Annotated in this window: 20 protein-coding genes; 12 read left to right on the forward strand and 8 right to left on the reverse strand. The window is 60.1% G+C overall.

All coding sequences use genetic code 11. The features are described from left to right. Positions 1-2: 2 nt before the first annotated feature. Genes LOH53_RS10355 through LOH53_RS10365 form a run of 3 tightly spaced genes read right to left on the reverse strand, consistent with a single transcriptional unit; the run spans position 3 to position 2,907 of the window. Positions 3-785, reverse strand: a complete 783-nt coding sequence (locus tag LOH53_RS10355; protein WP_230067659.1) for a spermidine synthase — start codon at positions 783-785, stop codon at positions 3-5. After that, entirely contained in the window at positions 785-1,981 is a 1,197-nt protein-coding gene (locus LOH53_RS10360) for an aminotransferase class I/II-fold pyridoxal phosphate-dependent enzyme (RefSeq protein WP_230067660.1), read from the reverse strand. Before LOH53_RS10360 ends, LOH53_RS10355 begins: the two co-directional genes overlap by 1 nt. Further along, a complete protein-coding gene (locus LOH53_RS10365; RefSeq protein ID WP_230067661.1) occupies positions 1,981-2,907 on the reverse strand; it encodes an SDR family NAD(P)-dependent oxidoreductase in 927 nt (308 codons plus the stop codon). Before LOH53_RS10365 ends, LOH53_RS10360 begins: the two co-directional genes overlap by 1 nt. A 247-nt stretch (positions 2,908-3,154) precedes the next feature. Here LOH53_RS10365 and coaD point away from each other — a divergent pair, with 247 nt between their 5' ends. From coaD to mutM, 5 genes are all read left to right on the forward strand, one after another. Next, positions 3,155-3,670 (forward strand): pantetheine-phosphate adenylyltransferase, encoded by a 516-nt coding sequence (coaD, locus tag LOH53_RS10370; RefSeq protein ID WP_230067662.1) that lies wholly within the window; start codon positions 3,155-3,157, stop codon positions 3,668-3,670. A gap of 395 nt (positions 3,671-4,065) precedes the next feature. Next, on the forward strand, positions 4,066-4,542 hold the full coding sequence (locus LOH53_RS10375) for a YceD family protein (RefSeq protein ID WP_230067663.1): 477 nt from the start codon (positions 4,066-4,068) through the stop codon (positions 4,540-4,542). A gap of 59 nt (positions 4,543-4,601) precedes the next feature. Beyond that, positions 4,602-4,805, forward strand: coding sequence for a 50S ribosomal protein L32 (gene rpmF / locus LOH53_RS10380; protein WP_230067664.1), 204 nt, complete (start codon positions 4,602-4,604; stop codon positions 4,803-4,805). Between the two features lie 58 nt (positions 4,806-4,863). Further along, positions 4,864-5,715, forward strand: a complete 852-nt coding sequence (gene rnc / locus LOH53_RS10385; RefSeq protein ID WP_230067665.1) for a ribonuclease III — start codon at positions 4,864-4,866, stop codon at positions 5,713-5,715. Positions 5,716-5,717: 2 nt separating this feature from the next. Next, positions 5,718-6,662 (forward strand): bifunctional DNA-formamidopyrimidine glycosylase/DNA-(apurinic or apyrimidinic site) lyase, encoded by a 945-nt coding sequence (gene mutM, locus LOH53_RS10390; protein ID WP_230067666.1) that lies wholly within the window; start codon positions 5,718-5,720, stop codon positions 6,660-6,662. A 67-nt stretch (positions 6,663-6,729) separates the two neighbouring features. On the opposite strand, the gene LOH53_RS10395 is transcribed toward mutM, so the two are convergent. The 3 genes from LOH53_RS10395 to LOH53_RS10405 are packed head-to-tail and all read right to left on the reverse strand — an operon-like array spanning position 6,730 to position 11,482. After that, a complete protein-coding gene (locus tag LOH53_RS10395; RefSeq protein WP_230067667.1) occupies positions 6,730-7,758 on the reverse strand; it encodes an NAD-dependent epimerase/dehydratase family protein in 1,029 nt (342 codons plus the stop codon). Further along, positions 7,758-10,463, reverse strand: coding sequence for an alpha/beta fold hydrolase (locus LOH53_RS10400; protein WP_230067668.1), 2,706 nt, complete (start codon positions 10,461-10,463; stop codon positions 7,758-7,760). The genes LOH53_RS10395 and LOH53_RS10400 overlap by 1 nt, the downstream gene beginning before the upstream one ends. Continuing rightward, positions 10,457-11,482 carry a 3-oxoacyl-ACP synthase III gene (locus LOH53_RS10405; protein ID WP_230067669.1) on the reverse strand — a complete coding sequence of 342 codons (1,026 nt, stop codon included), beginning with the start codon at positions 11,480-11,482 and terminating at the stop codon, positions 10,457-10,459. The genes LOH53_RS10400 and LOH53_RS10405 overlap by 7 nt, the downstream gene beginning before the upstream one ends. 286 nt (positions 11,483-11,768) lie before the next feature. Here LOH53_RS10405 and smc point away from each other — a divergent pair, with 286 nt between their 5' ends. Next, positions 11,769-15,434 (forward strand): chromosome segregation protein SMC, encoded by a 3,666-nt coding sequence (smc, locus tag LOH53_RS10410; RefSeq protein ID WP_230067670.1) that lies wholly within the window; start codon positions 11,769-11,771, stop codon positions 15,432-15,434. Positions 15,435-15,452: 18 nt separating this feature from the next. Here the strand turns inward: smc and LOH53_RS10415 are convergent, their stop codons facing one another. Beyond that, the gene (locus LOH53_RS10415) at positions 15,453-16,727 is read right to left on the reverse strand and encodes an MFS transporter (protein ID WP_230067671.1); all 1,275 of its coding nucleotides are present in this window, start codon (positions 16,725-16,727) and stop codon (positions 15,453-15,455) included. A gap of 63 nt (positions 16,728-16,790) precedes the next feature. Between LOH53_RS10415 and ftsY the strand changes: the two genes are divergently transcribed. From ftsY to LOH53_RS10430, 3 genes are all read left to right on the forward strand, one after another. Further along, positions 16,791-17,981 (forward strand): signal recognition particle-docking protein FtsY, encoded by a 1,191-nt coding sequence (gene ftsY / locus LOH53_RS10420; protein WP_230067672.1) that lies wholly within the window; start codon positions 16,791-16,793, stop codon positions 17,979-17,981. Positions 17,982-18,195: 214 nt separating this feature from the next. Beyond that, entirely contained in the window at positions 18,196-19,569 is a 1,374-nt protein-coding gene (locus LOH53_RS10425) for an ammonium transporter (protein WP_230067673.1), read from the forward strand. Further along, positions 19,566-19,904 (forward strand): P-II family nitrogen regulator, encoded by a 339-nt coding sequence (locus LOH53_RS10430; RefSeq protein ID WP_230067674.1) that lies wholly within the window; start codon positions 19,566-19,568, stop codon positions 19,902-19,904. The genes LOH53_RS10425 and LOH53_RS10430 overlap by 4 nt, the downstream gene beginning before the upstream one ends. 82 nt (positions 19,905-19,986) lie before the next feature. On the opposite strand, the gene LOH53_RS10435 is transcribed toward LOH53_RS10430, so the two are convergent. After that, complete coding sequence (locus tag LOH53_RS10435) at positions 19,987-21,387, reverse strand: glucose-6-phosphate dehydrogenase (protein WP_230067781.1); 1,401 nt, start codon at positions 21,385-21,387, stop codon at positions 19,987-19,989. Between the two features lie 425 nt (positions 21,388-21,812). Between LOH53_RS10435 and ffh the strand changes: the two genes are divergently transcribed. The 3 genes from ffh (at position 21,813) to LOH53_RS10450 (ending at position 24,745) form a co-directional block, all read left to right on the forward strand. Continuing rightward, entirely contained in the window at positions 21,813-23,387 is a 1,575-nt protein-coding gene (gene ffh, locus LOH53_RS10440) for a signal recognition particle protein (RefSeq protein WP_230067675.1), read from the forward strand. Positions 23,388-23,432: 45 nt separating this feature from the next. Next, complete coding sequence (locus LOH53_RS10445) at positions 23,433-24,170, forward strand: alpha/beta hydrolase (protein WP_230067676.1); 738 nt, start codon at positions 23,433-23,435, stop codon at positions 24,168-24,170. Between the two features lie 74 nt (positions 24,171-24,244). Next, positions 24,245-24,745, forward strand: coding sequence for a GNAT family N-acetyltransferase (locus LOH53_RS10450; protein ID WP_230067677.1), 501 nt, complete (start codon positions 24,245-24,247; stop codon positions 24,743-24,745). Positions 24,746-24,853 lie beyond the last annotated feature (108 nt).

Raw genomic sequence — 24,853 nt, forward strand, 5'->3', positions numbered from 1 at the left:
CCTCATGCGAGCGGGTTAGTAAGCTCGTCCAGCTCTACACCCGTCAAGACGGTGGCTGGATGCGGCCCGGCTGCCACCAGGGCGTCCGACCATTCCGAAGACCAGCCCTGGGCATGACCGATCAAAATAATGTTTCCCGGATACCGTCTGGTGAACAGGTTAGAGGTCCCGTAGGCTGCCACGCCGTCAAACGCGCCGCGCAGCGCCCGCACCTGACTGGTGACCAGAGTGAAGCCCGGTTCGTCGCCAACGTTGACGATCAGGAAACCGCCCGGCGCCACAATGGCGGCGGCCTCTCGATAAAAGTCAGTGCAGGCCAGGTGAGCCGGCGCGTCCGGACCGCTAAAAATGTCCAGAATGACGACGTCGAACAGCAGACCCGCAGGCAGCTCGCCCAACGCCTCGCGGGCGTCCCCAATATGGCTCGTCAGATCTGTGCCGGCCGGCAGAGGCAGATGTTCCAGGACGAAGTCCAGCAGCTCCCGTTCCAGCTCCACGGCGTACTGCACCGAGCCGGGCCGGGTGGCCTGGATATACCGGGCCAGCGTTAGCGCTCCGGCGCCCAAGTGAAGGGCTTTGACGGTTTCACCATCAGGCTTAACGAGGTCCACGACATTGGCGATCCGGCGCAGATACTCATAAAACACGTTTGCAGGATCGGCCAAGTTCACGTGCGACTGCTCAGCATTGTCAATGCTGAGCACAAAGGCCTCCACATGCCAGGGATCGGCGTCCAGGGTGGCGTGAACGCCGCTGGCGCGCAGGAAGCGGCTGGAGAGTGGCACTAAAGCCTGTCCTTGAGTGTCGCGATCCGCTCAGCAGCCTGTTCTAGGACGGACTCCTTCTTGCAAAAGGCAAAGCGAAGTAAGGAGCGGGTTCGACTAGCGCCCTCACTATGGCAAAACACGGGGACGGGGATGGCTGCCACGCCGACCAGCTCCGGTAGTCGCCGGGCCAGCGCCGTGGCGTCGGTGATGCCAAGTGTTGAGGTGTCCGCGTTGACAAAGTAGGTGCCCTGAGAAGTAAGGACGTCTAAGCCGGCCGCGCGCAGACCCTCGCTGAGGATGTCTCGCTTGCGCTTCAACGTTGCAGCAGCGTCCGTGAAAAAGGACTCTTCCATCCGAAGCCCTGCCGCGATGGCGGTTTGGAAAGGGGTGCCAGAAGAATACGTCAGAAACTGTTTGACGGTCCGGGCAGCGGCAACCAGTTCCGCCGGTCCAGATAACCAACCAATTTTCCAACCTGTAAAGGAAAAGGTCTTGCCGGCAGAAGAAATGGTCAGCGTGCGCTCGGCGGCACCAGGCAACGTGGCGACGGGTATGTGCCGAGGCCCAAAGGTCAGGTGCTCGTACACCTCATCGGTGAGGATGACGGCGTCGTACTTACGCGCCAGCCGCACCACCTCCGTGAGCACCTCCCGGGGAAAGACCGCACCCGTGGGGTTGTGTGGATTGTTGACGATGACCATCTTGGTGTTTTTGCTGAAGCTGTTTTCCAAGGTGAGCAGGTCTGGCATGAAGTCAGGAGCCAGAAGCGCGGCGGTAGTGTGGGAGGCTCCGCTGAGACCAATCATGGCTCCGTAAGAATCGTAGAACGGCTCAAACGTGAGGACGTCATCCCCAGGCCCGGTCAGGGCCAGAATGGCTGCGGCGATGGCTTCTGTGGCACCCGTGGTGACGATGACTTCGCTCTCAGGGTCCGGTGCGAGCCCGTAAAAGCGTTCCTGGTGCTCGGCGATCGCTAAGCGCAGTTCTAGAATGCCTTTGCCCGGCGCGTACTGATTATGACCGGTGGCGATGGCGTTCTGGGCTATCCGGCTCAGCTCCGCGGGACCGTCCTCGTCCGGGAAACCTTGGCCCAGATTGATCGCCTTGTGCCGGTTCGCAAGAGTGGTAATTTCCTCAAAGATGGTCACGCCGAGGGAGCCATTTGTTCCCAAAAGGTTTGCGCCCTCCGCGGTGCGCTGCCACGGTGTTGTCATTACTGCCCTTTCGAAGAATCGGCCGGCACCTGTGCTGATTGCTCCGTTTTCAACCCCTGCGGTGCCGGTTCTGGTGTTTGAGCAGACCCTTGGCGGCCAGTGAAGTGGTCCATGCTGCTATACACCTTGAATACATTGCCCGCCACGAAGTCCCATGCGGTGGTCGGTAGGACCCCGCGCAGGGCCACGGCTAGTTTGGCCGTCCACGGGGTTAGCTTGAACGGCTGGGCTCGGAGCATGGCTTGCCAAGCGCGCCCGACGGCGATGTCCGGAGTCATGATGGGTGTGAGGAGGGGGCCCTTGACACCTTCAAACATGCCAGTGCTGATGTAACTGGGGCAAAAAGTGGTGACCTTGATGAGGGAGCCTGCGCGTTGGAGCTCAAGGCGTAGGGAATCACTCCAACCGATCAACGCCCACTTGGACGCCGCATAGACGCTCATGTTCGGGTTTGCCAGTGTCCCTGCCGCGGAGGCGATGTTCAGTATTCGCCCCGGCTCCCCACTTTTCATCATGGCGGGAAGGAATTCTGCGGCCACATACATTGGGGCCAGAGCGTTGATCCTCATGGTCGGGCCGGTGTCCTTGAGAGAATCGTGCTCCCAGAAAGGTCCTGCCTTGACGATGCCGGCATTGTTGACCAAAACATCCGGAGCCTCGATGCCATGTACTGTCCGCAACTCCTGTGCAGCGTCCTTGATGGCACCAAGATCTGATAGGTCAAGTGCTTGGATCACAGCCTTGGCGCCGAGCGCGAGGACCTCCGTGCCAACAGCAGCAATGGCGACCGGATTGACATCCCACAAAATGAGCGTGGCCGCGCCTTCCCTGGCTGCACGAAGGGCATACAGGCGGCCCATCCCCATGCCAGCGCCGGTGATCAGGACGGTTTTGCCGTAAACGGTGAAATCAGCTGTGCTCTTCATTGAGGTCCTCTCGACGTTCCCTTGTACTGGCCAGTACACCACAAATCTTGTACTGGCCAGTAGAGCGCGAATCAGAACGCGTGGGGCAAAATGGGCCAGTCAGGAGAAACCATGGTTGTTGGCGTCCACTCTGAAGTGGCACTTGAGTGAGGTTCGTGCGCGAGCCTGTGCCGCCGTCGTGCGTGATTTCAGAGACGCGCCGTAAGGCACACAGACACGGTGGGAATCGTCGGCTAGATTCATTTATATGCGACGCGCGGTATGCCCAGGATCCTTTGACCCCCTCCATAAGGGCCACATAGAAGTGATCGCACGAGCTGCTGCACTTTTCGATGAAGTAATCGTGGCCGTGTCTACCAACTATGCCAAGAACTACCGGTTCAGCCTGGCGGAGCGGTTGGAAATGTCCCGGACCACCTTTTCGGCGCTCTCCGGAATCTTGGTGGAGCCCATGGGTGAGGGCTTGCTTTCAGATTACTGTCATGCCCGTGGTGTCTCCGCGATCGTCAAGGGATTGCGTTCGTCATCAGATTTCGATTACGAACTGCCCATGGCAACGATGAACCGTCAACTTTCCGGTGTGGAGACAGTATTTCTACCCGGTGACAGCAGATACCTGCACTTATCCTCAACCTTGATCAAGGAAATTCATACTCTGGGTGGGGACGTCTCCGACTACGTGCCCCGAGCGGTATTGCGCCGGCTCCAAGGTGACGTGGGGCCGGATACGCGTCCGGTGCCGATTATTCCCCGGCCGCTGTAACCGCCAGTTCCGGCAGGCGCCAAACTCGCCGTGAGTTCTGCGCATAGTGCACCCGGCGTGGAATTCACGCTGAGTTGTGCGCTAGAGGAAAGTCAAATGCTGGGGGAGGGCTGGTATCAGCGGCAGTCTGGACAATAGACGCCCGCTGAGAGTTACATCACGCGCGGCTCACCAGTGCCAAGTCGACTCCCGGGCCATGCCTGCAGTAGACTGGACAAGGCCGAATTGGCCCGGAGACGTTCATTTTGAAGCCAGCGCATAATCGGGCTAAGATAATACGTCGGTCCTATCTTTATTCAGGAGTTCACATTAGCGCAACCACGTTGGGCAACAAGTCCAACCATGGCACGCCCCTCACCATCGGTGTTAGGGAGCTTGGGCGAAGCCCCGGCAGTATGTGGAAAATGAATGAATTGGTGCCTGTGCCGGAAGATTTTGGCACTCCGCTCATCAAAGTGACGCCTGGAACCGATTTGGATCTGGAACTCCGTTTTGAGGCTGTCCACGAGGGAATTTTGGTCTCGGGAACTGTGTTGGTCGATGTGACTGGCGAATGTTCTCGCTGCTTGGAAAACTTCGAGGATGACTTGGAAGTTGATGTGCAAGAACTTTTCTTCTACGAGGAACCGCCTGCGGGCCTTGATGAAGACGAAGACGAGCAACGTTGGGTCGAGCACGATTCTATCGATCTTGAACCGGTGTTGCGGGACGCAGTGGTAACCGCCCTGCCGTTCCAGCCGGTGTGCCGGGAAGACTGTGAGGGTTTGTGTTCTGAATGCGGAATACTCCTTGCGGATGAGCCGGGGCACCACCACGAGGTCCTAGATCCTCGGTGGGCAGCCCTTCAAGGCTTAACCGGCGAAGATAACTAGCAAATAAGTTTTTATCTGTGGGCATATGCCTGCGGGTTATCGAGAGAAAAGAGTTTGCCGTGGCTGTTCCGAAGCGGAAGATGTCCCGTGCCAATACCCGCGCACGTCGTTCCCAGTGGAAGGCCACCGCGCCTGCTCTGGTCAAAACCATCGAAAACGGTCAGGTTGTTTACAGCCTGCCGCACCAGGCTAAGGTCGTCACCGACTCTGCTGGCACTGCACTGTTCTTGGAATACAAGGGCCGTAAGGTCGCTGAGGTCTAAGACCTGCGTTCGGCCAATTGGTCCGTTTGATTAGTTTAATACTGAGAGCAGGAGTGGCATGTCCGTAGATCTTCCATCACCGGATCTTACGGACGCTCACAAACTGCTTTTGAAGCGTCTCGGTGTCACTATTGATGCCGGGACGCTTCGTCTTGCCCTGACACATAGGTCCTACGCCTATGAAAACGGCGGACTTCCCACTAACGAGCGCTTAGAGTTTCTCGGCGATTCGATTCTGGGCTTCTCCGTCACTGATGCCTTGTACCGTGATAACCCAACGCTTCCTGAGGGGGATCTGGCTAAGCGACGCTCCGCGGTTGTCTCCACGCGCGCCTTGGCCAGCATTGCTCGCGAATTAGGTATTGGCGAGTTTATTTATCTGGGTCAGGGTGAACGGCTCACCAAGGGTCGTAACAAGTCATCCATCTTGGCGGACACCATGGAGTCTCTCATCGGGGCCACCTACATGAGCAATGGAATCGAAGAGGCTCGCCAGCTTGTCATGCGTCTGGTGGGTCCGCTCATGGCCGATTCCGATGTTTTAGGTGCTGGCACTGACTGGAAGACGAACATCCAGGAAATTGCCGCAGCACGCCACTTGGGCACCATTGTGTACGAGATCACCGGCACAGGACCCGACCATGACCGGGCTTTCTCCGCCCGGCTGATGATCGGCGGGCATCACTACGGGACGGGTTCTGGCCCCTCTAAAAAAGAGGCGGAGCGTTCTGCCGCCTCCGCCGGTTGGCAGCTTTTGCAGGAGCGGTCACGTCCTGGTGCTAAAAAGGACGACGCCGTTGCCTCCTGCGTGGGCGACGCAACGGCTGCTCCGACCATCCCCGCGGCTGCAACAACGGCCTCCACTCTTCTGGCACCATCTTCCGCTTCGGCGGGCAAGCCTGAACTTTAACCATGCCCGAGCTGCCTGAAGTCGAGGTTGTCCGTCGCGGCCTGGAACGCTGGATCGCAGGGCGGTCCATCACGGGAGTTTCCGTCCCTGACCCGCGCTCCATCCGACGCCATGGACTCGGCGTGGAAGACTTCACCGGGAACTTGATCGGCACGACTGTCCTGGATGTGGTCCGACGTGGCAAGTTCCTGTGGATGCCGTTATCCGATGCGCCATCGACGCGGGAACCTCATACGGCACTGGTGGCCCACTTGGGCATGAGTGGTCAGTTGCTCGTGGAATCACCCGAACAACCGTATGAAAAGCACCTGAAGGTTCGGCTTACTTTTACGCCTCGCGAAGACGCTCCGGAGGAACTGCGCTTCATTGACCAACGCATCTTTGGCGGCCTCTTCGTTACTTCCCTGGTCCCCACTGACGACGGTGGGCCTGGTGGCTGTGGATTAGGCAATCAGCCCACAATCCCCGCCGAAGCTGCGCATATTGGGCGCGATCCCTTGGACCCGCACTTCGACGTGGACGCCTTGCACCGCAGGCTCCGTGCACGTAAGACGGGCCTGAAACGTGCGCTGCTGGACCAGGGCGTAGTGTCTGGAATCGGCAATATTTACGCCGATGAGTCGCTCTGGGCCGCCAAGATGCACTACGCCCGGCCCACGGATACCCTCCGCCGTCCTGACACCGAACGCATTATCGACGCCGCCCGGGACGTCATGGCTCGGGCTCTGGAAGCTGGTGGAACCAGCTTCGACTCGTTGTATGTGAACGTTAATGGGGCTTCGGGATACTTCTCGCGGTCGCTAAACGCCTATGGACGTGAGGGCGAACCTTGCCTGCGCTGCGCGCAGCTTGGACTGAGCACGAAGATCCGCCGTGATACCTTCATGAATCGCTCCTCCTATAGTTGCCCCGTCTGCCAGCCCAAGCCCCGCAACGCCCGGCTGTAACCGCGGCTAGAGGTTCTGGAGGGAGCTCCAAGAAGACCAGCAAGCTGCCACGGCCCAGGCGGAAGGCCTACAAGTGCTGCGAGTAGTGGTCCGACAGTTTGGCCAGGCCGTCATCCAGAGACACTGAAGGTTTCCAATCCAGGACATCGTGGGTGTGCCGCTGGTCAAACCAGTGGGCCGTGGAGAGCTGCTCAGCCAAGAAACGAGTCATGGGAGGTTCGTCGTTAACCCATCCTCGGTTTCCCGCCGCCAGCCAAGCCTTTTCCAGGACAGAGCCAGCGCCACGGGCCAACCATCCCGGCACGGAGAACGCGGGTGCAGGGACGCCGGCAGCCGCACAAATACCGGCGATGAGCTCTCCCACGGGACGTGGCTCGCCATTGGTGACAACCAATGCTTGCCCATGTGCGTGGTCCATGCGGGTGAGCCCGCGCGCGATTGCCTCTGCGGCGTTGTCCACATAGGTGGTGTCGATCAGCGCGCGGCCGCCGTCGAGCAGTGGCAAACGTCCTGCCCTAGCGCGCTCCACCACCCGTTCCACCAGCTGGGTATCGCCGGGACCCCACACCACATGGGGGCGGATGGCGGCGACGCGGAAGTTCGGGGAGTCAGCGGCCAAGGCCAACTGTTCGGCAGCGGCTTTGGACTGGGCATAGAAACCTCGGGCACGCTCGGGATCTGCCGCCCCGGCGGGGGCTCCGACGATCGAGGAACCAAAGTGCGCCACTGATGGGGAAGAGACGAACACGAAGTCCGGCACACCTTCTTGGCGCGCAGCGGCGAGCAATTCCCGCGTGCCCTCAATATTCGTCGACTGAAATTCGCTCCACGGTCCAGTAAATGAAACCTTGGCCGCCAAGTGGATGACGGCATCCATACCGTCCACTGCGCGCGTGAGCACGCCCGCATCCGTCACCGATCCCTGAACTGACTCCCACGGGTCATGCACCGCGCGCCTCTGCAGCGAACGCACGTGGTGCCCGGCATCCTGGAGGCGCTGGGCCACGGCACGGCCCAACATGCCGCTGGTTCCCGTCACCAACACGCGCAGGGGTGACGTGCCCGGGTTGGCGGGGGCCGGCGTCGAACTTTCCATTACGGCTTACCTGCACGCCCGCCTGAGAGCAGACGCGACGCCCACACTGCGAGCTTGGCCCGATCGATTTTAGAATTATGGCGTATATCTGTGGGCATCTCGGGAATGCAGAGCACGGCGGCAACTTCCAGATCCACGGTTCGTGCGGCGCTGCGCACCGCAGCCGCCAAAGCAGTGTCCGCAAGTCCGGCACGCTTAGTCTGCGGCACCGTTTCCACTATCACCACGGCCGCCGCAGTCCCAACAGGCCCAACGCCCACGACGGCGGCACGGGATACTTCGGGGAGTCGTTCCGCAGCTTGCTCTCCTGCCACAGGCGTACGAACCCCGGCCGGGGTGGTAATCACATGTGCTAGCCGGCCTTCCACCCATAGGCGTCCGGCATCGTCGAAATGCCCGACGTCGCCGCTGCGGTGCCATCCGGGGATGGCCGCGCTGTGCTCTTGGGTGATCCACAGGCGGTCGTACCGGGCCTTCACATGGGGGGCGGCGACCAAGATTTCTCCTGTGATGCCGGGGGCCGTGCTCGGTTCCAGAGTGGGCGTTCCATCCGGGTTTAGCGCAGTGATGGCGACAACAGCCCCGCTCACGGCCTTTCCCACGCAAACACCGTTTCCGACCCCGGCCTCGCGGATACCGTCGAGACTGATATCCGTGACCGGCAGGGCCTCGGTCATGCCGTACGGCGTGTGAATCGCAGCGTTGGGAGCCAGCTGCGCAACCTCTGCCAGAAGGGGTTCCGACAGTGGCGCTCCGGCCGAGAGGACCAGTTCGACTCGGGCCAGTGCGGTCCTGTGCTCGGGTGTTAGATGGGCTTCACTGGCCACCACGTTCACCATGGCGGCCGGAGACGCGAATACAACGGTGGCGTCGATCGCAGCCGCAGCGGCCGCCAGCGCAGCGGCCGTCAGGGTTCGAGGGGAGGTGACATCCATATCGGGTGTGACCGAGGTGGCACCGAGGGCGGGTCCCAGAAGTGCGAAGGGGGCAAACCCCGCGACAAGTCCAGTTCCCGCTTTGAGCGCATAAGTGGCTTTAAGGGTGTCGCGCATGGCAGCCAACCGACGGTGTGTATATACGACACCTTTGGCGGGTCCGGTGGAACCCGAAGTGAACAGCACTGCCGCGTCATCGTCAGGAGCAGCAGGGGTGAACGCCGAGGCCGGGTTAGAGCGTCGGAGCACGCTGCCTTTGGCCATAATCTCCGGCACCGTGGCGGCAACGTTGAACAACGCTCGTTTGGAACTGCCCGTAACCCCGGGGAAGTCCACTGAGCTGATCCGGATACCCGGCCAGTTGTACAGGCGGGCGCCTGCCAGCGCACGTTCAATCCCCACTAAAAAGTCTGGGCCGGCACCCTTGATGGCCCGGCTCATGCCTTGTGTGCCCAAGCCCGCATCCGCAACAAGGATGACAGCGCCCAAGCGCAAGCAGGCGTAAATAAGTGTGGTCAGGGTAATGCCAGGCGGGACTAGCAAGCTCACGCGTTTGCCCGCAGTGACCCCAAGGTCGGCCAAACCCGCGGCGAGGTCGTCAACGTCCCGAGCAAGCTCCGCCCAGGACGCTGAACGGTTGACTAAAGTGTTAGAGACCTTCGAAGCTGAGCCCGGGGCCATATCGACGATCGCAACGGAGGTGTCCTCGCAGCGCGCATCTAGTTCGGCCAGCATGGGGGAGTAAGCTGCTTCGCGTGTGGCCTCGGGGATAGCAGGCACGTGGCCTCTGCCGACTAGGTTTTTTGCCAGCCAGTCAAAGGTCGGAGTGGCGATATCGCGATCTTCTTGGACCAGATGACTGGCGCCTTCGAAGCGGTGGACGTCCGCTTGGGGAAGCCGGTGGATTAAGTCGCGCAGATAACGGTCTGAAAAGATGGGATCTTTGGGTCCCCACATCATCAAGGCGGGGACTCCGAGAGTTTGGATTCCTGAAGAAACTTCGTCCAGAGCAGACCACGATGGGTGGCTCGAAGTGGCAGGGATATCAGCCACAAAATTTCCCACGCCAGCACGCCGGGAGACGGATCGGTACGGGGCCATGAAGGCGGCACGGACATCGGGGGTCAAAGGTGGTTGAGCCAAACCGTGAGTGACGCGCAAGAACGCTGATGTGGTGGTGGTGCCCCAGCCGTGGACAGCAGGATGGAGGGCCAGCTTCAATGCTGGCGGCAGCGAGAAGCCCGCCGGATGCACTGCTGTGTTGGTAAGCACCACACCGGCCAGTTCATCCCTGTGCCGTGTAGCCCAACCGAGGGAGATGATGCCGCCCCAATCATGGCCCACAGTGACGACGGGGCCGGTCAGGCCAAGCGCGTTCGTTAGATCACCTAAGTCAGTGATGCGGTCCTCTAGCCGACGAAACGTGCCGGTGCGCTCGGAGAAACCCATGTCCAGTTGGTCAACGGCGATGACGCGCCACGGCCCTGTGGTGGCTGTGGCGCCTGTGGTGGCGCCGGAAAGCAAGGTACGCCAAAGATAGGACCAGGTGGGGTTGCCGTGCACGCACAGCAAGGTACCCGCCGGCTGAACACCCGTGGCAGCCACTGTGGCCGCAACGTCAGCGGCATTGTCTAAAAAGTGCCATTCGTGGCGAGTTCCGGGGGAATCCACGGCTGACGTTGATGGCACTGACAGGGTGCGGCGCCAAGAGGCTTTGACTCCCGGCCATGGATCAGGAATTTCAAGGACGGATGCAGCCTCTGCTACCACGCAATTTCCATCATCGCTGTATTGAGGCCCGAACCGACTCCCATGCACAGCACGCGGTCTCCGGGGTTGAGGGTTTGAGCTTCCTGGGCAAGAGTCATTGGCAGCGAAGCCGGCCCCACATTGCCCCACTTGGGGAACGTGATGGGCACCCTGTTCTTGACCAGATTTACCGCTTTGATAATGGCGTTCGTATAGGAGTTAGAAACCTGATGAGTCACGTAGCGGTCCATGGAGCGCCAGTCCCAACCATCTGTGTGTGCCTCGTGCCACGCATCCGTGACAAGTTCCAGACCGTTGTCGAGCAAACCTTTTGTGTCGGTGAACATGCCGTCAGGACCACCCACACACAATTCGTGGTGTTCGGTGCCGGCCCGAGAGACCCCTCCGAGGATTCGGTGCGAGCCCGGGTGAGCATCTGCCGGGCCCATGACCGCGGCGGCGGCACCTGAGCCCAACGTCAGTGTGGCAAACTCGCGCAGGTAATCCTCACGAGTTGAAGTCTCCGCATTAAGCCGGCGGAAAGTAGTTTCCTGCGTCGTTTGAGCGTCCTCACCGGCAACGATGAGGGCATATTTGATCTGGCCGGAGTCGATCATATTTGCCGCCAGCGTCATGCCATTGACGAAACCAAGGCAGGCGTTGGCCAAATCAAAGTTCATGGCGGAGGACGGAAGGGAAAGTCCGTTATGAATCTTCACTGCCACGCTGGGCTCGAGATTGCGTCGGGTCACCGAGGTGTTGATCAGCAGGCCAATCTGCCCCGGCTCGATCCCGGCCTCTGCGAGAGCCTTAGCGCCAGCCTCTATTGCGGCGTCGTCAAAAGAGGTGCCCGGAGCCCACCAGCGCCGTTCCTGGACGCCAGCAACGCGTTCCAGCAGCCGTTTGGAGAGCTTGAGACGCTTGAGGCTTGGTGCCAGACGCTCGTCAAAGTCGGAGGAGCTGACTACCACCGGAGCTTCGACGCTTGTGACAGCGAGTAAGGCGGTGTTGTGGTGACGAAATGTCGCGTTGCCGATCAAGTTCCAGCCTTTTTCTCTTTATTGTCTTGTGCGGTACCAGCCATTGAATACCGGCGTTTTACCGACCGTGCTCCAGGGCACACAAATGCTGTGTCGCCACTGCGATATTAATGACCAAGCTTAACTATGCACCTTGTGGCGGGTTATCCGCACATGCGCCATGACGCATACACACTTTTATCTGTTGCAGGCAAACGTGAGAGTTGAACGCCAAAGCACGGCAAAATGCGCTTTCCACGGTAGATTGTCGTAATGAAGAACGGGCCGGCACAGGAGTAGAAAAAGTTTGCATCTAAAGAGTCTCTCCGTGCGCGGCTTCAAGTCGTTTGCCTCAGCCACCACCTTCGATTTTGAACCCGGGGTCACTGCCGTGGTGGGACCTAACGGTTCCGGTAAGTCCAACGTGGTGGATGCCCTGGCATGGGTTATGGGCGAACAAGGCGCGAAGACACTGCGCGGGGGCAAGATGGAAGACGTCATCTTTGCCGGAACCGTAGGGCGTCCGCCGCTGGGCCGCGCTCATGTGGCCCTGACCATAGACAACGCTGACGGCGCACTGCCCATCGAATACTCCGAGGTTACTATTTCCCGAACTCTTTTCCGCACTGGGGGTTCGGAGTATGCGATCAACGGTGCCGCGTGCCGTTTGCTGGACATTCAAGAACTGCTCTCTGATTCCGGGTTGGGTAAAGAGATGCACGTCATCGTCGGGCAGGGGCAGCTGGATAAAGTCCTGCACGCCACACCCGAGGAACGGCGTGGTTTTATTGAAGAAGCCGCCGGGATCCTCAAACACCGCCGTCGTAAGGAAAAAACGCTCCGCAAGTTGGATGCGATGTCCGCGAACCTTGCCCGGCTGAGCGATCTCACCGGTGAGATCCGCCGTCAGCTCACGCCCTTGGGCAAGCAAGCAGCAGTGGCCCGGCGCGCTCAGTCGGTACAGTTTGACGTCCGCGATGCGAAATCTCGTCTTCTGGCAGATGAGATCGTGGGACTTACCACCGCCGTTGAAGCTGATGTTGCAGCCGAAGCAGAGCTGAAAAAGCGACGCGAAATTGTTGAGCAGCAACGCCAGCATGACCGTGCCCGTCAGACGAGCCTTGAACAACGGGCGGCCGCTGACATACCCCTGCTTAATGCGGCACGGGATAACTGGTACCAGCTCTCCGCTACGAGTGAGCGGCTGAAGTCATTGGGCAAGCTGGCCACGGAACGCCAACGGCACCTCGGTTCCAGTGACGCAGTCCCGGATCCTGGCCGCGATCCGGACCAACTTGCCGCACAAGCGGAACGGCTGCGCGCTGAAGAAGCGGAACTTGACCTATTTTTGGAGGAGCGCCGGATCAGCCTGGAGACGGCCATGGAGATCAAGATGGACGTTGAGGCTGCCGTGCGGGCGGAGGAACAGCGTGTTCGTGACCTGCTGCGCGCCACCGCCGATCGCCGCGAGGGCCTTGCGAGGCTGGCCGGTCAGGTGGCAGCTGCGCATTCTCGCGTGGAATCGGCCGAAGCGGAGATCGGACGTCTCCACGAGTGGCGGGCAGCGGGGGCACAACGCCACAGCACGGCGGCACAGGAGTTTGCGGCCCTTGAGTCCGCGGTGGCTGGCGCTGAAGAGGGCGAAGAGCGTCTAGACACCGATCACGAAGAAGCCGCCCAAATCCTTGCTGAACTCGATGCGCGCATCGAGGAGTTGACGGCGACACAACGGGCCTCGGATCGTGAGCGCGATTCGCTTTCCGCCCGTCGTGATGCGCTGGCTGTGGGCTTGCGTGGCAAAGACGGGTCCACGGAGCTACTCACCGCGGGACATCCGGGAGTGCTCAGCGCGCTGGCCCATTTGGTGACTGTCACTGCCGGTTATGAATTAGCGATTGCTGCGGCCTTGGGAGCGGCGTCGGAAGGTATCGCCATGGACTCCCATGGGTCCGCGATTGCAGCTCTTGCCAAGGTGAAGGCGGACGACGCCGGACGGGTCACGTTGGTCGTGACCGGGAGCGTGGGTTCAGAGGAGCGGGGGAGCGCCGGTGGAGGCGCACAAAACACCCTCGGTGCGGGCTCACCTGACGCTTTATCCGGTGAGGTGTCCGCTGCCGTAGCGGCGGTGGCCGGGTCCGTCGTCGCCCGTGCACAAGTTAGCGGGACCGCGGGAATGGACGCGGCTCTAGACACGCTCCTTGCTGGAGTGATCTTAGTGAAGGACCTGACCGCGGCGCAGAAGGTACTGGCAGGTTTCCCCAAGCTGATCGCTGTGACGCATGACGGGGATGTGATCACTACTCGAACCGTGAGCGGCGGCTCCGCCAGCGCACCGTCACTGCTAGAGCTGCGGGCCGCCGTGGAGGAGACCGATGCGAGACTGCGCGCCGTCAGCGCTGAAGGAGAGCGCGCCCGTTTTGCTTTGGCCGCTGCCGTGTCCCAACGGACCGTTGCCGCGCAGGCGCAGGCGCAGGCGTTGGCCGCCTTGAACAATTCCGATGCGCGTCTGGCCGCTGTCACGGAGCGGCTTGGCACGCTGGGCGCTATGCTGCGCTCCGCCGCGGGAGAGTCCGAGCGTCATACGCAATCTCTTGAGGCAGCCTCAAACAACCTTGAGAAGGAGCAAGTAGCGCTCTCGGAAATTGCCGCGCGCCTGGCGTTGGCAGAAGAAGAAGCCCCTGTTGAAACGGAACCCTCCATGGACGGCCGTGATGCTCTGACGGCGCAGGCTGTTGCGGCCAGGGCCGTGGAGATGGACTCCCGACTGGCATTGCGCAGCACGGAAGAGCAACTTGGGGCGCTCCGCAATCGCGCCGCAGCATTGGAGCGGGCGGCTGCCACTGAGCGTACGGCCCGGGAACAGGCGCAGCAGCGGGCAAAGCGACGGCACTTTCAGGCTCGTAAGGCGGCTGCAGTGGCTTCGGCTGTGGAGCGTGTTTTGGAGTTTGTGCAGGCGTCGATCTCGCTGGCCGCCCAGGAACGCGATGCTGCGGAGGAACTGGCGGCTCAACGCGACGTGGAACTCATGGCCGTCCGCTCCACCACCGTGGAATTGGATAAAGAACTGGCGCTGCTGACCGATTCCGTCCACAAGGACGAATTAGTCCGGGCTGCGCAGCGCCTGCGGATCGAGGCGTTGGAAAACAAAGCCATCGAGGAGCTGGGGCTGAGCGTTGATCACCTTCTGGCGGAATTTGGACCAGGGGTGCCGGTTCCAGCCGGTCCCGGTGAATCAGCGGATAAGTGGGCGGCCCTGCGCGTAGCAGTGGATGAAGCGGGGGAACAAATTCAAGAAGGCATTCCCTTCGTGCGTGAAGAACAAGAAAAGCGTCTCAAACGGGCCGAAAGGGATTTGGCGGCGCTGGGCAAGGTCAACCCGCTGGCACTGGAGGAGTTTGCGGCGTTGGAAGAACGTCATCAGTTCCTTTCCACACAGTTGGAAGACCTGCGATCCAGCCGCAAGGACCTCATGGACATTATCAAGGAAGTGGACCAACGGGTGGAGGAAGTCTTCACGTCTGCTTACCTAGACACCGCTACCCAGTTTGAGCACGTGTTTGGGCGACTTTTTCCCGGGGGCGAAGGCAGGCTGGTGCTGACTGACCCCTCGGACATGCTCACCACCGGGATCGAGGTGGAGGCTCGCCCCGCTGGAAAGAAAATCAAGCGGCTTTCCCTGTTATCCGGTGGCGAGCGCTCGCTGACGGCTGTGGCGTTGCTCGTGGCCATTTTCAAGGCCCGGCCGTCACCGTTCTATGTCATGGATGAGGTGGAAGCTGCGCTGGATGATACAAATCTTGGCCGGCTCCTGACCATTTTCGAGGAACTACGGGAGTCCAGTCAGCTCATTATCATTACCCACCAAAAGCGCACCATGGAGATAGCGGACGCACTGTATGGCGTTTCCATGAGGGGCGACGGCGTCTCCACCGTCATCAGCCAACGCATGGATCCCGCGCGTCGTCCCGTCTGAGGAGCAGCATCTCCTCTGCTAGGAGGCAGCGGGCGCCGGGACCAGTTCTGGGGGTGTGGGATGGGTCCCACGGGCCGGCAGCCAGAACATCAAAGCGATAAGCGCTACCGCAGTCGCCATGGAGAAGGCAATGCCGTAGGAGAATAGATCCACTAGATAGCCAGCGGCAATGGGACCGATGATGGCACCAAAGTCTGAGGACATTTGGAAGGTGGCCAACACCTTGCCGCCGGAGCGGTTGTTCCCGATCACGTCCGCTACCGTGGCTTGTTGCGCCGGGCCCATTAAGCCGCTGCCCAACCCTGCTATCAGGGAGATGGCGAAGAACCACATGACGTCACCGGTGAAGCCTAGGATTCCCATTCCGATCCCATTGACGGCTAAGCCCAACAGGATCATGGGCTTGCGACCCCATGTGTCCGCCAACTTTCCAGAAAAAGTCAGCGCAACACCGGTACCGATGGCAAAGACAGCCAGAGATATGCCGGCGACTTCCGGGCCTGCACCTAAAGCCGCAGTAGCAAACAAGGGCACCAAAGCCATCCGAATGCCAAAGGCGGACCATCCGTTGGCAAAGCTAGAGACTAGCAGGGCGCGATACGCCGGAATGCCCAGGGCCGTTCGCAACGGCAAGACCCCCTGGCTGACCGTTTTGACAGGAACGGGTCCGGCTTTGGTACGGGTGCTCTTTCCTGCTTCTACCCCTGTCCGCGTGTTCGGCAACATGGTGCCCACCAAAAGAGCCACGAGCAGCAGGGCACCGGCGTAGACCAAAAATGGAAGCGCCAGCCCGAACCCTGCCAGCAAGCCACCCACGGCAGGACCCGCTATGTTGCCTAGGAGGAATGAACCCGCGTATAGGCTGGAAACTTTGCCACGCGCCTGTGGGGGAGCGAGCCTGATCAGTAGGCCCATGGCGGAGACGGTGAACATGGTTGAGCCAATGCCGCCCAGCCCTCTGAAGAGGAGCAGCTGCCAGTAACTTTGGGCGAAAGCGCATGCTGCTGATGAGGCTGCCACGATCAAGATGCCGGTGATGTATGTGCCACGCTCACCCAGCCGTTCCACCAACACGCCGCTGAGGGGGGCAAAGATCAGCCGGGTGAAGGCAAAGACGCTCACCACAATCGCGGCGGCGCCAACACTTACATGAAAGCTCTGGGCGAATTGTGGCAACACTGGCGCCACGATTCCGAAGCCAATGGCTATGAGGAAAGCGGCAGCAACCAAGACCTTGATCTCGCTTGGAATACTGACAGGCTGTGCGGTTGACGCAGGGAAATTTTTGCTCATCACCCTTGAGTTTGCCACAGCCGCTCCCGCCGAATGGACGGGACCACATGAGAGACTGGAATCGTGAATGAAACTCTAGCCATCATCTTGTACATCGTCATTGGTCTCGCCGTCGTTGGAGGCCTCGTCCCTGTCTTCTTGAAGGCCCGGAAGAACACACAGAACTACACCGGCCCTCGCGACGCCAACGATCCCGTGGGCAGCTCAGCTGACACAAACGCCACCGGCACCTTGCTGGAAGAGCGCCCTGATGCGGGGGCCCCGCCGTCGACGGTGGAAACCGTGCAGGGCGACACGGCTGAACAAACCGTTAGCGCGCTTGAGACGCCGCTGCCTGTGGAAGGTCGTTTGGTACGGTTGCGAAGCCGCCTCGCCAAATCCAATAACGCGCTCGGCAAGGGACTATTGGCGCTGCTCTCGAGTGAGAAGATCGATGAATCCGTCTGGGAAGAAATCGAAGAGACACTGCTGCTTGCAGACATTGGTACGGACTCCACCATGGAACTTGTGGACGTCCTGCGTGAGCGCGTGAAAGTCTTAGGCACCCGCACGCCCGAACATGTCCGGGCCATGCTCCGTGAAGAGCTCATCAAGCTAGTGGATCCGAGTATGGACCGGTCATTGAACATTGACCGTCACGAAGACCGTCCCGCTGTGCTCATGGTGGTAGGCGTGAACGGTGTCGGCAAAACCACCACGGTGGGCAAGCTGGCCCGGGTACTTGTGGCGGAGGATAAAGACATTATTTTAGGTGCCGCGGATACCTTCCGTGCCGCGGCGGCCGAGCAGCTGGCCACGTGGGGCGCGCGCGTTGGTGTCCCCACAGTGAAGTCCGACGTCGACGGCGCTGACCCGGCGTCAGTCGCCTTTGAAGCCGTGAAAGCAGGCATTGACGGTGAAGTAGATGTGGTCATGATCGATACCGCAGGACGCCTGCAAAACAAGGTCGGTCTGATGGATGAGCTCGGCAAGGTCAAACGAGTCATTGAAAAGCAAGCCACCGTGGATGAGGTCCTGTTGGTGCTGGATGCAACGACGGGCCAGAACGGGTTGACTCAGGCAAAGGTGTTTGCGGACGTCGTCAATATCACCGGGATCGTGCTGACCAAGCTTGATGGCACGGCTAAAGGCGGCATAGTGGTAGCTATCCAGAAGACTCTGGGAGTTCCAGTCAAGCTCATTGGACTGGGAGAAGGCGCTGACGATCTTGCCCCCTTTGAAGCGGAAAGCTTTGTGGACGCGCTGCTGTCCTAAACTTCGCTGTTCTAAAAAGCGCGAAGACCTCGCGGGGAAACATGCCCGAAACAAAAGGTGGCGGCAGGAATTAACCTGCCGCCACCTTTTGTAACTTAACAGCAACTTATAACGCGTGCTGCGGAAACATGCCGGCGGAATAGTTCTAGGTGTCCAGATTTTCTGGCCGAGTAAAACTTGGCGACATGGTTACCTGCAACGAAAGGCGACACCGATGAACACTGGTGACACCGCATGGGTTTTGATCTCGGCAGCCTTAGTGCTGCTGATGACCCCGGGCTTGTCCTTCTTTTACGGAGGCATGACACGGGCTAAAGGCGTACTGAACATGATGATGATGAGCTTCGGGGCCATCGCGGTCGTAGGTGTGCTCTGGGTGCTGTTTGGCTACTCCGCATCCTTTGGCAATGACGTTGGTGGGGGCCTGTTGGGCAATCCGCTGCAAAAGTTGGGGCTGCAGGGTGTTCTTGGCACCGGCCACGACATTCCGCTCGTCGGTACTATTCCAGAGATCGCCTTCGTGGGCTTTCAAGCCGTCTTTGCGATTATCACCGTGGCCCTGATTTCCGGTTCGATTGCCGACCGGGCCAAGTTTGGTGCCTGGATGGTTTTTGCTGCTGTGTGGGTCACAGTGGTGTACTTCCCCGTAGCGCACTGGGTATTTTCCTTCACTAAGGACGCCAGTGGAAGGGATACGGGTGGCTGGTTGGGCCAAGGATTGGGTGTCATTGACTTTGCTGGCGGCACCGCGGTCCACATTAACGCCGGCGCCGCCGCACTGGCTTTATGCCTGATCTTGGGCAAGCGAAAGGGCTTCGGTAAAGATCCGAGTCACCGTCCACACAACATGCCGTTCGTCATGCTGGGTGCAGGGTTGCTCTGGTTTGGCTGGTTTGGATTCAACGCTGGGTCTGCCCTCGGGGCCAATGCCGTGGCCGGCTATGCCTGGATCAATACGCTTGCTGCCCCGTGTGCCGCGATCCTCGGGTGGCTTCTAGTGGAGAAGATCCGCGATGGCCACGCCACGTCCCTAGGAGCCGCCTCGGGGGCCGTCGCCGGGCTTGTCGCCATCACGCCAGCGTGTTCGGCACTAACTCCTATGTGGTCGATGGCGCTCGGCTTACTGGCCGGTGCGGTTTGCGCCATGGCAGTGGGCCTAAAGTTTCGGCTCGGTTTTGATGACTCGCTCGACGTCGTCGGTGTCCACTTAGTTGGCGGCATCATCGGTACCTTATCCATCGGTCTCATCGCGGACCCCAACTCTCCGGCAGCTGGTCAGGGCCTGTTCTACGGGGGAGGCTTTGAACTCCTTGGCAAGCAGGCCATTGGCGCCTTTGCTGTGCTGCTCTACTCGTTCGTGATCGCATACGCTCTCGGCTGGATCATCAACAAGACTATGGGATTTAGGATTTCCGCAGAACATGAGCTCGCCGGAATTGACATCTCCGTGCACGCCGAATCAGCTTACGATCTCGCAGGACGCGTGTCAGGAAGCTTTCACCCGGGAGTTTTCCCCTCACACGGTGAAACAGCCCTCCGCCGCTCTGAGCCCATCGCCGAACGCACAGAAGTAAAGGTAGAAGCATGAAACTCATCACCGCCATCATCCGACCCGAACAACTCGACGATGTACGCAACGGACTGGAGTCTTATGGCGTTCAGGGGCTGACAGTCAGCGGCGCCCACGGCTATGGACGTCAGCGTGGGCACACGGAAATCTACCGAGGCGCAGAATACACCGTTGATTTACACCAAAAGATTCGCATCGAGGTGTTGGCTTCTGACGAGCAGGCCTGGGACCTAGTGGACATCATCGTGGCCAGCTCCAACACGGGCCACGCGGGCGACGGAAAAGTGTGGATGCTTGAGGTGTTTGAAGCCGTCCGAGTCCGCACCGGCGAACGTGGTGTGGCAGCGATTTAGCCGTCGAGTTCCGCGTCCTCCCACGCTGCCAGGTTTTCGGCAGCGTGGGAGGACGCGGAAGTGGGAAACGCAGTGGAAGATCTCAGTCGTTGCTGGTGGTCCAGTCTGCAGGACCGTCGGAGCCAGCGGCATATTCCTCCATCGGCACGGTCCCGGCCTTCCACGCCGCGAACGCTGGTTCAACGATCCGCCAGCATTCCTCGGCAGTGTCTCCGCGGACGGACAAGAGCGGATCCGCTTTAAGCACGCCTTCCAACACTTCGCCGTACGGCAAAAGAGGATCGCGGGCCAGCTCCGTCTCGAGACGCACGCGATCCAGCGTGAATAAATCGCCTGGTCCGTTGACATCCAGATCTAACGTGAGCGTCTCCGGGCCAAAACCAATGTGCAGACGGGTAGGTGAGTCCAGGCCATTGAAGCCAAGTGGGAGGTGTGGGACAGCCTTGTACGTCACTACCGCCTCTTTGCGGGCCCGGCCGAGGGCTTTGCCTGAACGCAGGATGAAGGGGACACCGGCCCACCGCCAGTTGTTGATGTAGACCTCCACCTCCGCAAGAGTCTCGGTGTCGTTAGCGGGATCAACACCGTCCTCCGACAGGTAATCGGGGACCTTGCGTTTGCCAATGTTCCCAGCGGTGTAGCGAGCCCGGCGGCTAGAATCGAGAAGGTTAGGCTTGGCAGCATTACCCACTGTGCTGGCCCGTAGAACGGCAGCAATGCTGGAGCGCACATCCATTTCACCTAGTGTGGCAGGAGGCTCCATGGCTATAATCGCCATGACTTGCAGCAGATGGCTTTGGATCATGTCACGCCCAGCTCCGGCATGATCGTAATATCTGGCACGGTTTTCCAGGGTTAGGTCTTCATCGAAGATGATTTCCACTTTTTCGATGTGATTGCCGTTCCATGAATGTTCCAGCAATCTGTTGGCAAAACGCAGGCCCATAATGTTAAGGACCGTGGATTTTCCCAAAAAGTGGTCCACACGATGAATATGGTCCTCGGCGACAAGTTTGGCGAGTGTGACGTTGAGGGCATGGGCTGATTCGGCGCTGGATCCGAAAGGTTTTTCCATGACCAACCTGGTACCGCGGGGGAGGTCTTTTTTCTTGAGGACCTGACAAGCTTTTTGACTGATGGCTGGCGGCAACGCAAAGTACAAAGCCACGGGTCCTTGGACGTCCCGCAAGAATTGACCCAACTCACCCTTGGCAGTGACGTCCAACTGGTGGTAGGTGCTCGCTTTCGCCACGGCCTTCAGTTCCTTGATCCCGGCCGGCGTCGACTCCCCTCCGGGAGCTAGAGCGTCAGCGAAGCTTTCTGCAAGGCGCTCCTGCCATTTCTGTGCCGACCAATCGTCGCTTCCGGCTCCTACCAGCGCCAGTCCGGGTGCTCGTCCTGAAGCAATGAGGCGTGCGACGCCCGGCAGCAACAATCGTCCGGTCAGATCGCCGGACGCACCAAGGATTAGAAGAGTTTTGATTCTCTCGGAGGCTTTGGGGGAGCCGAGAGCCTCCCCTTGCGCTTCGGCGTCGTTCTTGGCGGTGCCGGGTGGATCCGGCGTGGCTTTGGGCTTCTTCGTGGTTGTGGTCACACCTCCAGCATGCCACTTTGGTCTGCAGATTTCTCCTTTGGAGAGGCCAAAATGGCTAAGTTCTCTCCCGGCTTTGCCGGTAGCGCTCTCGCCAGCCAAGGTGAGAAAAGAATTTCGGACGTGTCCCAAGGCCGCCGTCGCACTTGATACCCTTGATAGTTGAGTCCTACAGGAAAGGGAGCGGGCTGGCCTCTACAAGCAGCCCGCCGTTCTCATTCTGCAATTCGAACGCCGCACCTGCCGCAGCGGCTTGGTCATTTTTGGCCATGCCGGGCGGGTGCTGGCTGTATCCAGACGAAAGAAGTACACGGCGCGTGTTCAACTCCCTATCTGACCGGTTGACAGCAACTTTTAAGAATCTGCGCGGCAAGGGCCGGCTCAGCGAGGCTGACGTCGATTCCACCGTGCGCGAGATTCGTCGCGCACTTTTGGACGCCGACGTCGCCGTATCCGTGGTGCGTGAATTCACGGCAAAGGTTCGCGAGCGTGCCCTCGGCTCCGAGGTCAACGAGGCCCTGAACCCGGCACAGCAGATCGTGAAGATCGTCAATGAGGAACTGGTCACGATCCTTGGTGGTGCCACTCGCCGGATCAATCTGGCGAAGAACCCTCCCACCGTCATCATGCTCGCGGGTCTGCAAGGCGCTGGCAAGACGACGCTGGCCGGAAAGCTGTCCAAGTGGCTCAAGGGCCAGGGGCACAGCCCACTTCTGGTCGCCGCTGACCTGCAGCGCCCCAATGCCGTCAAGCAGCTCCAAATCAACGGTGAGCGCGCTGGCGTGCCCGTCTTTGCTCCGCACCCCGGCGTCAGCAGCGAGTTTGAGCATGCCACCGGTGATCCCGTCGCTGTGGCCCAGGCCGGTATTGCCGAGGCCAAGGCCAAACTGTACGACGTCGTGATCGTTGACACCGCCGGACGGCTGGGTATTGACGCTGAGCTGATGGCGCAAGCTGCAAATATCCGCGCCGCCATCAACCCCGACGAGGTCCTGTTCGTCATCGATGCCATGATCGGCCAGGATGCCGTGAACACGGCGCAGGCGTTCAACGAGGGCGTGAACTTCACCGGGGTGGTGCTGACCAAGCTCGACGGCGACGCCCGCGGTGGTGCCGCGCTTTCGGTGGCGTCGATCACTGGCAAGCCGGTCATGTTCGCCTCCACAGGCGAGTCTTTGGATGATTTCGAACTGTTCCACCCGGACCGCATGGCCGGGCGCATCTTGGACATGGGGGACGTCCTCACTCTCATTGAACAGGCGGAAAAGAACTGGGATAAGGGCGAAGCTGAGCGCATGGCGCGCAAGTTCGCCGACCAAGAAGACTTCACGCTGGATGATTTCCTCTCCCAGATGCAACAGATCCGCAAAATGGGTTCGATGAAGAAGATGTTGATGATGATGCCCGGCGCGGCAAACATGCGTCAGCAGCTGGAAAACTTTGACGAGCGTGAGATCGACCGCGTTGAAGCAATCGTGCGTTCCATGACTGCCCACGAGCGTTCGGCACCGAAGATCATCAACGGTTCTCGCCGTGCTCGTATCGCGAAAGGTTCAGGCGTTCAGGTCTCCGAGGTCAATGGCCTGTTGGAGCGCTTTGGCCAAGCACAAAAAATGATGAAGAAGATGGCTCAGGGTGGCGGAATCCCCGGGATGCCCGGAATGGCAGGGCCGGGAGGGTTTGCCAGTGCCCGTAAAGGGAAGCAAAATCCGAAGAAAAAAGCGCGCTCCGGTAACCCTGCCAAAGCTGCAGCCGAGCTCAAGGCTGCGCAGGAGAAGGCGAACAAGCCCAAGTCGCTGCCCAGCGGAGCCGCATTCGGTGGCGCCACCGAGGACTTTGACCCGTCCAGTCTGAACTTGCCCAAGGGATTTGAGAAGTTCCTCGGCAAGTAGACCGCGTCCAGGACGGCAACCGGAGTCATCCGGTAGCCTGCTGCAATGACCAAAACCCGGATTGTGTTTGTCCACGGCCTCGATCGTTACGGGGCTGCGGCCTGGCCGCGTCAGCATCTTCTGGCTGGCCATTATGACGCACTCTTTCTCAAACGGACCGGTTTCGACGCCGTCGATCCTGCCATGGCTACTGACTTTACCGCCGACGCGCGGATGGTTATTGATGCTTTGGGGGATGGCGGTCACGTGGTGGCCCATGCCCAAGGTGCCATCTCTGCCATGATGGCGGCTGTGGACCGCCCTGACCTGGTTAGGTCAATGGTGCTGTTGGAACCGGCGGTCCTCTCGCTCTCAGCGGAACTACCAGCGAGCGCTGCGTACCGTGAGAGTCTAGAGCCCCTGTTTGCGCGGAGGGCCTCGCTCACTGACGCAGAATTTTTGGCTGACTACCGGCGACTGGGTGGGGCCATGGAAGTTCCGTCGCCAGACGGTTCGCAAGCATCCTTGGGCATGGCTGGCACTACGGGCAGTGAAGCGGTCGCCAGGCTTGCTGCACGCACCCACCTGCAAAGTCCGTCGTGGGAGGCGCCGCTACACATTGTTCCCGGGGTGCCCACCCTAGTGGTGACGGGTGGTTGGGAACCGCTCTTTGAGGAGATCGCCGCTTACCTGGTGACCACCGGTGCCAGACATGAAATCAGCCGGGGAGGTCACCGACCCCAAGACACTTCGGACGGTGCCGCCCTCATTGCCCAGTTCATCGCGCAGGTGGACGGCGAGTAGGGGAGAAACGGTGCTCTCTGAATAAGATATTTGACGCCGAACGGCTGGAAAGATCCCCGCATTAGACTGGTGGCATGCTAGAAATTCGACCTGCAGCGCTGAGTGAGTTCTCACTTCTGCCCGAACTGGAGGCTGAGGCAGACCTGAGGTTTGAGTGCCTCGTACCACCTATTTCAGCTTCGGATTTTCCTGCGCCAGGCACGGCCGCGGACAATGCACAGGCCTTACACATCATGGTCGCTGGCCGCCCGCCACGTGGATTCGTCCGTCTGGTGGCGATTGACGGGCGGGCCCACCTTGAACAGCTCGCCGTCAGCTTGGACTACGGACGCCAGGGGATTGGAAGGGCTCTGGTCCACGCGGCAAAGGCGTGGGCCCGGGAATCCGGGTTCCACGAGATGACCCTGTCCACGTTTGCGGACGTCCCGTTCAATGGACCGTTTTATGCAAGCTGCGGTTTCGTCGAAATTCTCCCGGAGGAACTCACCGCCGGTTTACAGGCAGTGCGTAGGCAGGAAATAGCTCTGGGCTTAGATGTTGCTGGTCGACGTATAGCCATGATCTCTGCTGTTTGATCTCTGCTGTTTGATCTGGGCGGTTTCGAAGCTGCAATCACTCGCGAACCTGGCCCGCCGTCGAACTTCATGTGCGCAAACAGCGCGTTCCCCGGAGATTCTCCACTC

The sequence above is a fragment of the Arthrobacter cryoconiti genome, assembly GCF_020905375.1.
Classification (GTDB): Bacteria; Actinomycetota; Actinomycetes; order Actinomycetales; family Micrococcaceae; genus Specibacter; species Specibacter cryoconiti.